Below are 13,461 nucleotides of genomic sequence, written 5' to 3' on the forward strand. Positions count from 1 at the left end.
AATCATGGGCATCACCTTTCGCAAGGAAACGTTCCGCGACGACTTCACCTTCAGGAACAGCCCTGAGCACATCAGGCGCTTCCCGTTCCCTTTCCACGAAGACGCCTACATGTATGCGGTCAACATCGAGCCGCATGTCGTCGGGCCGAAAGGCAGCGTGCTGGAAAACCTGATCGACGTCGACGAGCACTATGTCGCCGAGATGCAGGACCGGGCGCTGGTGCTGGCCGAGGACCCGCTGCGCTGCCAGTCGCTGCCGCACATGACGCTGGCCGGCTGGGACCTGCTGGAACTGCTGATGGAGCAGCAGGCGCTGGGCTATCCCGAACATTTCACACTGACCCGCGACGGCGACCGCTGGCGCTGGATCAACCGGCCGCTCGGCATCGACGACACCTTCACCTTCGGCGACACCTCGACGCTGCCTTACGGCCCGATGGAGTACATCACCCGCCAGAGCCAGGGCGACTTCTGCATCCTCGACCAGCGCGACGGCAATCTGTGGATGGATGCCGGCATGGTCACCACCCAAGCCGACTGGTCGCTCGATTTCGACATCGGCATGAACTTTTTCGAATGGCACGCGCCGGTGCCGCTGGCGCATGAGAAGGGGATTTTTGTCAGGGCGCTGAAATTCCTCACCAACATCCAGCAAGGCAAGCCGGCCAGGCGCCTGAACTGGACGATGACCATCAATCCGCGCCTCGACACCAGCCCCGAAAACTATCACAAATGGGGTCCGGACCGGGCTACGGTGACGCCGGAGAATGTCGGCGACAAAGTGCATCTGCGCGTCGAGCTGCAGAGTTTTTGGCGCCTGCCGCGCTCGAACGGCATCGTCTTTCCGATCCGCTGCTATCTGATCAAGATGGATGAGCTGGTGACGCAACCAAAATGGGCCCGGCGCCTGCACCGTGTCATCCGCGACCTGCCCGACGAACTCGGCAACTACAAGGGCCTGACCCGATATAGGTCAACGTTGGTCGAGTGGCTGTCGAAGCTCGACGACGGCAGCCCGACGAGCCCTGGGTTCGGACCGGATTGAATAGCTGATGTTGGCGCTGCCTCCAAAGCAGCCAATCTCCCCCCAAGAGGGGGAGATGCCCGGCAGGGCAGAGGGGGGCGCCGTGGAGCGCCTGCCTTACCCAATCTCCACCTCCGCGCTTACGACGCGTCGTCCAGCCCAGCCATAATCACGACATGCTGGCAGACATTGTCGATATCGCGAATGACATCGTCGTTCCAGAAGCGCAGGACCGTCCAGCCCAGCGCTTCAAACCTGGCAGTTCTTGCAGCGTCTGATTCCGACGTTTCGGCCTGGCCATGCTGAGAACCATCAAGCTCGACGATCAGCTTTTTGTCCGGGCATGCAAAATCGACGATATGGCCGGCGATAGGCATCTGGCGCCGAAATCCTAGTCCCATTAGCCTGTGTGCCCTGATCTCACTCCAAAGCTTTAGTTCGGCATCGGTCATCACCTTGCGCATCGTGCGCGCATTGCGGCGGTTCTTGGCGGATACCAGATTGTGTGTCATCGCGGCTCGCCCCCCTCTGTCCTGCCGGACATCTCCCCCTCAAGGGGGGAGATCGAATGTCACTTCGGCTTTCGCCAATTACCAGTGCTGCAAAAGAGGAGCCGTCGCGAAGCCGATTTGCCTCACGAGAGACCAAGGGGAGATCGAGTCCCGCTCAACCCGCGCTCTGCGGATAGCAGATAATCGACAAATACCGCATCGGCAGTTTCGTCAGCTGTTCCGGCCCGTGCGGCGCGTCGGCGTCGAAGAACAGGCTGTCGCCGGGCTTCATCGGGTAGAGATTGCTGCCGTGCCGGTAAACGACCTCGCCCTCGAGCATATAGAGGAACTCCATGCCCTCATGCTGGAAGGTCGGAAACACGTCGGAATCCTCGGTCAGCGTGATCAAATAGGGCTCGACGACGACGCCGCTGGTATTGGAGCCGATATGGCCGAGCAGATTGTACTGGTGACCGGCGCGCGTGCCGCGGCGCTCGACATCGAGGCCTTGGCCGGCCTTGACGAAAACGGCGCTGCGCTCTTCCTCGAACCGGCGGAAGAAGGCGGTGACCGGGACGCCGAGCGCCCGCGACAGCGCCTGCAAGGTGGTCAGTGACGGCGAGGTGATGCCATTCTCGATCTTCGACAGCATGCCCAGCGAAATGTCGGTGGCGACCGCCAGATCGGCGACGGTGATGCCGAGCTTCTTGCGGAAGGCGCGCACCTCGCGGCCGATCGCCACCTCCAGCACCTTTTCGCGCGTGTCGCGAATGGCATGCGGGTTCTGCGTCAGCGGCGCGCGGATGGTTTTCCCGTCGGCCGAGACCTTTGGCTGCGGCTTGGCCTTTGCACCGGCTGGACCAGCCTTGGAATCGGAAACCTTCTTCGCCATGTCGCCCCCGGCACTCCTGCGGATTTATTTCACTCTAGGTGAACATGTCAGGTGCCGATACAGCAGCGCAACTGCGACGGCAAGTCGCCTGAAAGCGCATGCGCACGATCCGGCGTTTGGCCGCGTCCGGTTTTTTGCGGGAAATCCACATCGGCGGAACGTTGTTTCCGCACCGGGCTGTTGACAGCACGAAAGGGCCAATTACTGTCCCTGTGAGTGAAATTTGTTTCGTAAGAGCAATTCCGGAAAAAGCGCATAGCGCTTTCCCCTTGGGAGTTGCGTCAAGGCAAAAGTCGAAACCAGATCGGGAGGCCTGCCATGAAAAGTCGCGTTGCCGTCATCGGAGCCGGCCCATCCGGCCTGGCACAGCTCAGGGCCTTCAAATCGGCGGCCGACAAGGGCGCCGACATTCCCGAGATCGTCTGCTTCGAAAAGCAGTCGGACTGGGGCGGCCTGTGGAACTACACCTGGCGCACCGGTCTCGACGAGCATGGCGATCCGGTGCACGGTTCCATGTATCGCTATCTCTGGTCGAACGGACCAAAGGAATGCCTGGAATTCGCCGACTATACTTTCGAGGAGCACTTCGGCCGGCCGATCGGCTCCTATCCGCCGCGCGCCGTGCTGTGGGACTACATCAAGGGCCGCGTCGAGAAATCAGGCCTGCGCAAATGGGTGCGCTTCAACAGCCCGGTGCGCATGGTGACGTTTTCGGACGAGACGAAGAAATTCACCGTCACCGCGCATGACCGCACCAACGACGTCACTTATTCCGAAGAGTTCGACAATGTCGTCGTCGCCTCCGGGCATTTCTCGGTACCCAACGTGCCCTATTTCGAGGGTTTCTCCACCTTCAATGGCCGCATCCTGCACAGCCATGATTTCCGCGACGCGATGGAGTTCAAGGGCAAGGATATCCTGATCATCGGCCGCTCCTATTCGGCCGAGGACATCGGCTCGCAATGCTACAAATACGGCGCCAAATCCATCACCTCCAGCTACCGCTCCAAGCCAATGGGCTTCAAATGGCCGGACAATTGGAAAGAGGTGCCGCTGCTGCAGAAGGTCGTCGGCAAGACCGCGCATTTCAAGGATGGCACGACCAAGGATGTCGACGCCATCATCCTGTGCACCGGGTACCTGCATTCCTTCCCCTTCCTGACCGACGATCTGAAGCTCAAGACAGCCAACCGCATGTGGCCGCTCGATCTCTATGAAGGCGTCGTCTGGGAGAAGAATCCACAGCTTTCCTATATCGGCATGCAGGACCAGTTCTACACCTTCAACATGTTCGACGCGCAGGCCTGGTTTGCCCGCGACGTCATCATGGGCCGCATCAAGCTGCCCTCGGCCGAGGCGATGGCCGCGCACGGCGCGAAGTGGCGCGCGCGTGAGGAAACGCTGGAAGACGCCGAGCAGATGATCTGGTTCCAGGGCGACTACACCAAGGAATTGATGGACCAGACCGATTATCCCGGTTTCGACGTCGAGGCGGTCAACCAGACCTTCATGGAATGGGAACACCACAAGGGCGAAGACATTATGAGCTTCCGCGACCACGCCTACCGCTCGCTGATGACCGGCACCATGGCGCCGCTGCATCATACGCCGTGGCTGCAGGCGCTCGATGATTCGATGGAGAGCTATCTCGAGGTGAAGAGCGTTGCGGCGGAATAACGAGTGGGCTTGCCGTCAGGCCGGCGCCTCGACCCAGCCGTGGCGACTCTCGCCATAGACAGACTGCGTCGGCGCCGGAAATGCCGGGTCTCCGAAGCAGCCGACTGCGACGGCTACCGCCGCCGGTTTTCGTGACGGATACCAGAAGACCGTTGAGCCGCACGTTCCGCAGAAATGGAAGGTGACGGGAAAGCCGCTGTCGGAATCGCGTTGGAATGTCTGGAATGAGCCGCTGATCTCGGTCTCGGCGGCATCGAAGAAAGCGGCGATCCCGAACGGACTGCCGGTCCGCCGCTGACAGTCCAGGCAATGGCAAAGCGAGACCTTGGCCGGCTCTTGCGGGCAGCGGATCTGCAATTGGCCGCAGGTGCAGTGAGCGATCCGGCCAGTCATCATTCTCTCCTGTGTCGGGGCGGCTAATCCTAACCCAGCCTTGCGCGCGCCTTCGCCGTCCAGGCGCTGAACAGCCGGTCGGCGACGATGCCGATGAAGGCGATGGCGAGACCGGCGACGATGCCGCGGCCGGAATCGGCTTTGGACAGTGCGATGAACACTTCCTGGCCTAGATCGCGGGTGCCGACCATGGCGCAGATGATGATCATTGCCAGCGCCATCAGGATCGTCTGGTTGACGCCCAGCATGATTTCCGGCAGCGCCAGCGGCAGTTGCACGCGAAAGAAGGTCTGGCGCGGCGTGCAGCCCGACACCTTGGCCGCCTCGATCAGCGCCGGCGGCACCTGCCTGATGCCGTGATTGGTGTAGCGGATCGCCGGCACCACGGCGAAGGCGATCGTCGCGATCATGGCGGTGACGTCGCCGACCCGAAACAGCATCACCACCGGGATGATGAAGCAGAAGGATGGCAGCACCTGCAGCGTATCGATGACCGGCGTGACGATTTTCTCGAACCGGTCGCTGCGTGAAGCCATCAGCCCGATCGGGATGCCGATCAGGCAGGCGATGAAGGCCGAGATACCGCAGAGATAGACCGTCGCCATGGTCTTTTCCCACAGGCCGGTGATGGCGCAGAAGGCGGTCAGCGCGGCGACGAGGACGGCGAGACGCAGGCCGGAGAGTTGATAGCCTGCAAGGCCGAGCAGGAAGACGGCGCCGAGCCACGGAAAGCCCTCGCAAAAGGCGCGCAGCGGGTTCAGCAGATTGAGGATGAGCGCCACGCGAAACGCTTCGATCGTGTCGAAGAAATTGATGGTCACCCAGTTCACCGCCGCCTTCCACAGCGGCGCCGTGGTGAAAGTGATCGCTTTCGGCACCACTGCCAAGGCCGGCACGAACAGGCCGAGCAGTGTTGTCACGACAAGGATGGCGATGGCCAGCGTCAGGTTGGGGTAGCGCCGCCAGAGGCTCGGGCTTACCTCCTGATGGACATGGCCCTTTGCTTGGCTGTGCGCGATGGCCTGGCTCAGCCGGTCGAGTGCGATGGCGAGTGCCACAATGGCAAGGCCGGCTTCCATCGCCTCGCCGACCTTCAGCGCGCGTAGCGCCAGGAGCACGTCGTAGCCGAGGCCGCCGGCACCGATCATCGAAGCGATGATCACCATGTTCAGCGCCAGCATGATGACCTGGTTGACTCCGACCATCAATGTCGGCCGCGCCGACGGCAGCAGCACCCGCCACAGTTTCTGCTGCGCCGTGCAGCCGGCCATTTCGCTGAAATCGTCGATCTCCGACGGCACCCGCGATAGGCCGAGCATCGTTGCTCGCACCATCGGCGGGGTGGCGAAGATGGCGGTCGCAATCGTCGCCGAGACCGGGCTGTTGCCGAACAGCAGCAGCATTGGGATGAGATAGGCGAAGGTCGGGATCGTCTGCATCAGGTCAAGGGCAGGGGAGACGATGAGCCTTTCGGCCCACGGCTTGCGCCACGCCCAAATGCCGGCGAACAGCCCGGTGACGATGCAGAACGGCACGGCGATGGAGATCAGCCCAAGCGTCAGCATGGCGCTGGTCCATTGGCCGAACAGCGCGATATAGAGAAAGCAGCCGCCGACCAGCAGGCCGAGCTTTCTGCCGCCGGCTGCATGCCCCGCGATGAAGGCGGCAGCGCAGACGCCGACCCAGGACAGCCGCGGCAGGACATAGGCTTCTGCGCCGTGACCGATCTTGAAATTCTTGGCCAGCAGATTGAGCGCGAAATCGAGCGGAACGCCGAGCACCGCGGTGATCGAGCGGGTCAACCAGGACAGGTTCGACTTGATCCAGCGCATCAGCGCGCTGACCCAATCGGCGACCGGCACGACGGCGCTGGCCGGATAATTGACCGCCCAGGGCAGGCGGTCTTGCAACAGGAACACGACAAGCACGGCCGCGAGTGCCACCGCCCAGACGAGCAGCCAGACCTGAACCGGGCGCGACCGCGTTTCGCCGGCGCTTGCCGTCACCGTCATGTGCCGGCTCCGGAACGCTCAATGCCGGCCAGCAGATCGATCACCGCTTGCGGCGTCACCTCGCCGATCGGTTTGCCGGTGCCGTTGACCACCGCGAACGGCTTGTTGGCGGCAACGATGCTGGCGGAAAAGCTGGATATCTTGGCCTCCGGCGCCACCGTTCCGCCGTGCTCCGAGCCGTCGCAGGCGCGCATGAGGCTGCGTGCCGAGATCACCTTGGCGCGGTCGACGTCGCGGGTGAACTCGGCGACGTAGTCGGTCGCCGGATTGACCACCAGTTCCTCCGGCGTGCCGATCTGGATGACCTCGCCATCCTTCATGATGGCGATGCGGTCGGCCAGCCGGATGGCCTCGTCGAAATCATGGGTGATGAAGACGATGGTCTTGTGCAGCATCATCTGCAGCCGCATCAGCTCGTCCTGCATCTCGCGGCGGATCAGCGGATCGAGCGCCGAGAACGGCTCGTCGAGGAACCAGATTTCCGGTTTTGTCGCCAAGCTGCGGGCGATGCCGACACGCTGCTGCTGGCCGCCGGACAGTTCGCGCGGATAGAAATGCTCGCGACCCCTTAAGCCGACAAGCTCGATGACCTCGCGCGCCCTTGCTTCGCGTGTCGCCCGGTCCTGCCCCTGGATGCTGAGTGGGAAGGCGATGTTCTCCAGCACGTTGAGATGCGGCAACAGCGCAAAATTTTGGAACACCATGCCCATGCGGTGTCGTCGCAATTCGATGAGTGCTGCATCGGAGATTTCCAGCAGGTCATTGCCCTCGAATTCGACCTTGCCGTGGGTCGGCTCGACCAGCCTCGACATGCAGCGCACCAGCGTCGACTTGCCGGAGCCCGACAAGCCCATGATGATGAAAATCTCGCCCTGGCGGATTTCAAGGTCGACGGCGCGCACCGCGCCGACCAGCCCGGCAGCCGTGACGTCGGCCATGCTGGCCTTGCCGTCACGTTCACGGATGAAATTGGCCGCGTTCGATCCGAACAATTTCCAGACATTGCGGCAGGCAAGCTTTACCGGACGGGCGTCTTTTGGCGCGCCCGCCGTGTTTGGCTCCTGTTCAGTCCTGTCCGTCATTCGAACGTCCCTCTGGAATATCAACAAGTGAGGCCCGGCTGGTCAGCAGCCGGGTCTCATTTTTCCAGTCGGAACGATCACTGCGCCCAGGCTTTCCAGTCGGCCTCGTGGGCGGAGATCCAGGCAGCTGCGACGTCCTCCGGTGTCTTGCCGCCGAGATCGATCTCGCCGCTCATCTTGTTGAGCTCATCGGTGTCAATCGTGTAGGCCTTGGCCACCTTGTAGGCGACCGGCCATTTGTCCTTCATGCCGGACCAGGAGTATTTCCAGATCTCGCCATGCGGCTTGCCGCAGTCATATTTGGCGTCGGGGTTCACGCCCCATTTCGGGTCGTTGTAGCACTCGGGCGTGTATTCCGGGAATTCAACCCACTCGCCCTTGTACTTGGCCGGCGCCCAGTGCGGCGAATAGATCCACAGCATGATCGGCGCCTTGCGCTGATAGGCGGAATCGAGCTCGGCGAACATCGCCGCGTCGGTGCCGGCATGGATGACGGTGAAGGGCAGTTTCAGCGCCTCGACGCGCTCGTCGTCAAAGCCTTCCCATGTCACCGGGCCGCCGAGATAGCGTCCCTTCGGTGCGGTCTCCGCCGTCGAGAAGGCTTCGGCGCATTTCGGGTCCTTCAGCGCTTCCCAATTGGGCAGGCCCGGGCATTTCTCCTTCATGTATTCCGGAAACCACCACTCTTCCTTGGCCTTGGGTCCGAGCTTGCCCAGCCGTTCGGTCTGGCCGGTCGCATCGGAGGCCTTCATGGCTTCGCCGGCGGTCGTGTCCCAGAACTCCAGGCCGACATCGAGATCGCCATTGGTGAGTCCCGTGGTCAGGCTGGAGAGGTAGTCGGCCGTGGGATACTCGACGGTATAGCCGAGCTTTTCCAGGATACCGCCAAGGATCTTGGCGTTCAGATTGACGCTGGTCCAGTCGAACAGCGCGATCTTGATCGGATCGTTGGATTCTGGTGCGGCGGCTTGGGCGGAAGGTGTCAGTGCACTCGCCGCGGCGAGTGCGAAGGTTCCCATTGTTAAGTTCGAAATCACACTGCGAAGTGACATGCTTGTTCTCCTTCAAGCTGTGAAAATTATCGTTCGTTCCCTTCTTGCGGCTTTTCTTGATTGTGTTGGAAAGGCTGGTCTTTGCGCAAGGCCGTCGGCGCCAGATTGTTGCCCCGGCTTTGGCCGGCGCAGGCAAGATGGTGCTCAATTCTAGTGATGATGGAACAGGACTGCAGTGTCGGCGTCATGGTTGCCGACGGATCGCTGCGGGGGCGGTCATCTGCGGATCGATTGCCAGTCTTGCGGCGCCTTGCAAGGTGCGAGCCATCAAGGTCTCATGTTCTCGGCTGTCGACCCGGCAAGCGCCATCTCGCCAAGCCAGTTTCATGGGATGAAATTATATATATCAAGGTTCATGTCGCGCAACGACTAACACCGCGCGAGGCGTATAAATTCAGACTGCAGGCGAAGTTGAACCTCTACCAGCAGACGTAGCCGCCATCGACAATCAGGTCGAGGCCGGTGACGAAGCTCGCTGCGCGGCTGGCCAGGAACACCGTCGGTCCGACCATTTCCTCCGGCGCCGCCATCCGCCCCATTGGCGTGTCGCGCTTGAAGATCTTGACCTCTTCGGCCACCTCAGGCCGCTTGTTCATCGGCGTCAGTGTGTAGCCCGGGCTGACGACATTGACGCGCAGGCCGCGATCGGCCCACTCCATAGCGAGACTCCTGGACATGTGGATGACGGCGGCCTTCGAAGAATTGTAGTGCGCCTGCGTCAGGCCCCGGTTGACGATGGTGCCCGACATCGAGGCGATGTTGATGATCGAGCCCTTGCCTCGCACCAGCATCTTGCGCGCTTCGGCCTGACAGGACAGGAACACGCCGGCGACATTGACCTCGTGCACCTTCTGCCACGTCTCCAGCGGCATCGTCTCGGCGGGTTCGGAGCCGGCAATGCCGGCATTGTTGACCGCAACGGTCAGCGCACCGAGTTCGCTCTCGACTCGATCGATCGCCGCCGCCAGATCGCTCTGCGATGTCACTGTACCGTTCAGCACCAGCGCCTTGCGGCCGAGTGCCGTGATCCGGTGCGCCGTTTCATCCAGCCCACCTTTCGACGCATGGCCAAAACAGGCGATGTCGGCGCCTGCCTCGGCCAGCCCGATCGCGATGGCCTGGCCGATGCCGCTGCCGGCGCCGGTGACCAGCGCGACATCGCCATCCAGCTTGAAAAGATCCATCGAGTGTCCTCCCTGTCCCAGGGAGGGTATGCGCTGACCCGTGCTTCGATCAAGCGCCCGCGCGCAAGCGGCGTCGATGCCTAGAAATAACCGCTCGACGCGGCCGTGGCTTCCTTCGGGATTTCGACGCCATCGACCAGGATCTTGTCGACCAGCTCGTGGTGGAAACAGACCAGCCCCTTGATGCGCTCCGCCTCGTGCACCGGCTCAGGATAATACCAGACCAGGTTCTCGTGGCGCTTGGCCTTGGTCGTCACGTGATAGTAGTTGGAGATGCCCTTGTAAGGACAGCGCGAGATGTAGCGGCTGGGCGCGAACATATCGAGCCGCGTGTCGGCGATCGGCAGATAGTGGCGCACCGGATGGCCGGTCTCGAACAGGAACACGCCGCGGCGTGAATCGGCGACCTGCTCACCATCGAGGATGACCTGCACGCGCCGCGACGACGGCAGGCAGTCGACGCGGCGGAAGGGATCGCGGGCGTGGACAAAGATCTCCTCGTCCTCCTCGAACCAGTGTCCCATCTTGCTCCAGGTGAAAGACATGTAGTCCGATATCGGCGGACAGCCCTTGACCGGATCGAGATAGCGCCAGGCCGCGTCCTCGACCAGCGTGATGCCGGTGTTGAGCGAATAGTGGGTGGCTGTGCCCTTGAATGGGTCCTCTGTCGTGGTCTTGCTCGGCAGCAGGAACTCCTCGCGAACGTCGCCGATCGGAAAATAGTAGACCGGCAGATGATCGGATTCGTAGAACACCAAGGCGTTGGTCGTATCGGCCACGGTCATTGACCCCACCTGCACACGCAGGCGCTTCTGCGTCGGCATGGTGAAGGCTATGTAGCCCGGCTCGAAGTCGTACTGCACGATGGTGTCGAGCAAGGGAAAATGCGGCCCGCGGCCGCGCAGATGAGGCTTGCGAATGGTAGTCTCCCGTTTTGTTTCTTTTGTCATCGGGCGTTGAGGCACGATCAGCTCAGGGACACGCGATCGAGCAGCAGACCGGCGGCGATCGGCGGCAAGCCGCTGACATTCTTGCGCACCGGCACCAGCAGATCGGGAAAATAGCTGAAGATGACAGGCGTCTCGTCGAGCAGCAGTTTCTGGATGTCGGAGGCGGCAGCGCGCTGCGCGCCGACATCGAGCGCCTTGAGATAGCTGGTGACCATGCCGTCATAGGCCGGGCTCTTGAAATGCGCCGCATTCCACGGACCGTCGCTGACCAGCGGGCTCTTCAGGAAGACGTTCGGCACGCTGCGATGGGCGTAGTCGGTGATGCCAAGTGGGCTGTCCAGCCAGTCCGACTGGCCGAACACCGCCTTGCCGTAATATTTGTCCTGGTCCTCGATGTTGAGCGAGATGCGGGCACCGACTTCCTTAGCGAAATTCTGGAACAATTGCGCGTAGCCGGGAATGTCGGAATAGCGCAGCGTCGTTAGCGTGATGTCGAAACCACTGGCAAGGCCCGCCGCCTCCAGCAACTGCTTGGCCTTGGCGATATCCTGGACGCGCTGCGGCACCGTCTTGTCGGTTGCGGGGAAAGCGGGTGCGAAGGGGCTGTCATTGCCGGTCGCCGCCATGCCGCGGCACAGCCCGTCGACCAGCTTGGAGCGGTCGATGCACAGCGCCAGCGCCTGGCGCACGCGCTTGTCGGTGAAGGGGCCGGTGTCGCAGCGCATGTGAAGCTGCCGGTGCGCGGTCGAAGCGACACGCAGCACCGTGATATCAGGACTGTTCAGCACCACCTGGCTTACATCGAGCGGAACGGCGTCGAGAATGTCGACCTCGCCGGCCTGCAGCGCCAGGATGCGCGGTTGCACGTCGCCGTAGAATTTGAATTCGAGCCGGTCAGGCAGCGCCTTCTCGCCCCAATAGTCGGTATTGCGGATGAAGGTCGCGCCGACCTTTGGCGTGTAGGTCTCCAGCCGGAATGGCCCGGTTCCTTCGAACGTCTTTTCGTAGTCGCCCTTGTAGCTCGCCGGCAGGATGACGGCGTTGTAATTGTCGATCGACACCGAATAGGGAAAGCTGCCATTCGGCGCATCGAGATGGAAGGCGACGGTGTGGTCGTCGACCTTCCGGGTGCCGCCTTTCGACAGCAGCCCCTTGAACACGGAAAGTGCATTGGAAGCGCCGTTGGGGTCGGCCAGCCGGTCGAAGGTCGCGACGACGTCGTCGGCCTTGAAATCCTCGCCATTGTGGAATTTCACGCCCTTGCGCAGCTTGAACGTCCAGACGCTGCCGTCCTCGTTCGGCGCCCAGCTCTCCGCCAGCACCGGCTTCAAGGTGAGGTCCGGCTGCGTGATGCAGAGAAATTCGGCGGTCTGGAAAACCAGCTGGTAGCTGCCGCTGTCATAATAGGTGACGGGATCGATGGCGCCGCCCGGCGTCGCCACGCCGGCGCGCACCGTGCCGCCCGGCTTGCCCTCCGCGCGTGCTTGCTGCGTGCCGAGGCCGGCGGCCGCGACAAGGCTGCCCAGGAACGGCAGTGAGAGACCAAGCACGCTGCCATGGCGCAGGAAGTCGCGGCGGTCCATCCTGCCGGCCAGCAATTCGTCGACAGCGGAATTTTCGATTGCAGTGAGCGTTCTGCGAGCGTTGTCGATCATCCGGAAATGCTTGGGCATGGCTGGATTCCTCGCTTGTCTTGGGGTTCGGCCATCTAGTTCATTGTTGACTGCCGCCGGAAAGCGATATTTTTTGATAGGGGTCATCGAAATTTTCGATGTAGAGGTGGGCATGGACACTGAAAATCTGCGCAGCTTTCTCGAAGTCGCCACCCATGGCAGCTTCACCGTCGCAGCCAGCCGGCTCAACCTCGCGCAGTCCACCGTCAGCGCACGGATCAGGGGGCTGGAGGAGCAGTTGGGCCGCCGGCTTTTCGTGCGCGACCGCGATGGCGTCACGCTGACGCCGGCCGGCCGGCAGTTCCTGCCACATGCCTCTTCCATCACCCGCACCTGGGAGCAATCGCGGCAGGACATCGCCGTTCCCGATGGCTACGAGACCTTGCTGCGGCTGACCGCGCCTGCCTATCTGTGGGACCGCATCACCTCGCCATGGGTCGAGTGGATGCGCACCAGGCGGCCGAACGTGGCGCTGCGGCTTGAAGGCAGCTTTCCGGACTCGGCGATCGACCAACTGGCGGAAGGCCTGCTCGATATCTGCATCCTCTATCTGCCGCGGCCGCACCCCGGCATCGTCTACGAAACGCTGGCCGTCGATCAGGTCGTGCTGGTGCAGCACGCCGCGCAGACCAGGCCGTGGACCGAAAACTACATCCTGATGGACTGGGGGCTTGAGTTCCGCATCGAGCACGACCGCGCCTTTGCCGGCATGGTCAAGCCCGCCATATCGGCCGGACTGGTCTTTATCGGCCTCCAGCATGTCCTGTCGCAGCAAGCCGCCGCCTATCTGCCGCTCAGCGCCGTCAGCGGCCATATCGAGCGCGGCGAAATGCGGCGCATCGACGACGCGCCGGTGTTCCAGCGGCCGATCTACCTCGCCTATCCCTCCAATCCTGTTTCTTCGGATGTCCTGGATGTCGCGCTCACAGGCCTGCGCACGCTGGCCAGGGACTGGGCCGAAGGGCAGGGCTTTTCGGAAGGTGACCGTGCTCTCAGCATGGCCGGCCAGATCTGACCGGCCAAGCCACGCG

The 13,461-nt window shown here is 62.3% G+C and carries 12 protein-coding genes; 3 read left to right on the forward strand and 9 right to left on the reverse strand.

All coding sequences use genetic code 11. The features are described from left to right. Nucleotides 1-4: 4 nt before the first annotated feature. Nucleotides 5-1,045, forward strand: coding sequence for a heme-dependent oxidative N-demethylase family protein (locus LB559_RS10680; RefSeq protein WP_063167621.1), 1,041 nt, complete (start codon nt 5-7; stop codon nt 1,043-1,045). A 119-nt stretch (nt 1,046-1,164) separates the two neighbouring features. On the opposite strand, the gene LB559_RS10685 is transcribed toward LB559_RS10680, so the two are convergent. After that, nucleotides 1,165-1,536, reverse strand: a complete 372-nt coding sequence (locus LB559_RS10685) for an endonuclease domain-containing protein (protein WP_224674026.1) — start codon at nt 1,534-1,536, stop codon at nt 1,165-1,167. 154 nt (nt 1,537-1,690) lie between these two features. Continuing rightward, nucleotides 1,691-2,407 (reverse strand): helix-turn-helix domain-containing protein, encoded by a 717-nt coding sequence (locus LB559_RS10690; protein ID WP_013532893.1) that lies wholly within the window; start codon nt 2,405-2,407, stop codon nt 1,691-1,693. A 318-nt stretch (nt 2,408-2,725) separates the two neighbouring features. On the opposite strand from LB559_RS10690, the gene LB559_RS10695 reads away from it, so the two are divergent. Beyond that, nucleotides 2,726-4,084 carry an NAD(P)-binding domain-containing protein gene (locus LB559_RS10695; protein ID WP_224674027.1) on the forward strand — a complete coding sequence of 453 codons (1,359 nt, stop codon included), beginning with the start codon at nt 2,726-2,728 and terminating at the stop codon, nt 4,082-4,084. A 15-nt stretch (nt 4,085-4,099) separates the two neighbouring features. On the opposite strand, the gene LB559_RS10700 is transcribed toward LB559_RS10695, so the two are convergent. The 7 genes from LB559_RS10700 to LB559_RS10730 all read right to left on the reverse strand — a co-directional run bounded on the left by LB559_RS10700 (nt 4,100) and on the right by LB559_RS10730 (nt 12,430). Further along, nucleotides 4,100-4,477: a GFA family protein gene (locus LB559_RS10700; RefSeq protein WP_013532891.1), complete on the reverse strand. Its 378-nt coding sequence runs from the start codon at nt 4,475-4,477 to the stop codon at nt 4,100-4,102. A gap of 29 nt (nt 4,478-4,506) precedes the next feature. Continuing rightward, nucleotides 4,507-6,489: an ABC transporter permease gene (locus LB559_RS10705; protein WP_224674028.1), complete on the reverse strand. Its 1,983-nt coding sequence runs from the start codon at nt 6,487-6,489 to the stop codon at nt 4,507-4,509. Beyond that, nucleotides 6,486-7,571, reverse strand: coding sequence for a glycine betaine/L-proline ABC transporter ATP-binding protein (locus LB559_RS10710; protein ID WP_224674029.1), 1,086 nt, complete (start codon nt 7,569-7,571; stop codon nt 6,486-6,488). Before LB559_RS10710 ends, LB559_RS10705 begins: the two co-directional genes overlap by 4 nt. 77 nt (nt 7,572-7,648) lie before the next feature. After that, nucleotides 7,649-8,623, reverse strand: a complete 975-nt coding sequence (locus LB559_RS10715; protein ID WP_224674030.1) for an ABC transporter substrate-binding protein — start codon at nt 8,621-8,623, stop codon at nt 7,649-7,651. Between the two features lie 419 nt (nt 8,624-9,042). Continuing rightward, complete coding sequence (locus tag LB559_RS10720; protein ID WP_013532887.1) at nt 9,043-9,807, reverse strand: SDR family oxidoreductase; 765 nt, start codon at nt 9,805-9,807, stop codon at nt 9,043-9,045. An 80-nt stretch (nt 9,808-9,887) separates the two neighbouring features. Then, complete coding sequence (locus LB559_RS10725; RefSeq protein ID WP_032898906.1) at nt 9,888-10,757, reverse strand: DUF427 domain-containing protein; 870 nt, start codon at nt 10,755-10,757, stop codon at nt 9,888-9,890. A gap of 17 nt (nt 10,758-10,774) precedes the next feature. Further along, the gene (locus LB559_RS10730) at nt 10,775-12,430 is read right to left on the reverse strand and encodes an ABC transporter substrate-binding protein (protein WP_224674031.1); all 1,656 of its coding nucleotides are present in this window, start codon (nt 12,428-12,430) and stop codon (nt 10,775-10,777) included. A 112-nt stretch (nt 12,431-12,542) separates the two neighbouring features. On the opposite strand from LB559_RS10730, the gene LB559_RS10735 reads away from it, so the two are divergent. Further along, complete coding sequence (locus LB559_RS10735) at nt 12,543-13,445, forward strand: LysR family transcriptional regulator (protein WP_224674032.1); 903 nt, start codon at nt 12,543-12,545, stop codon at nt 13,443-13,445. Nucleotides 13,446-13,461 lie beyond the last annotated feature (16 nt).

This window comes from Mesorhizobium sp. BR1-1-3 (assembly GCF_020165455.1).
Classification (GTDB): domain Bacteria; phylum Pseudomonadota; class Alphaproteobacteria; order Rhizobiales; family Rhizobiaceae; genus Mesorhizobium; species Mesorhizobium ciceri.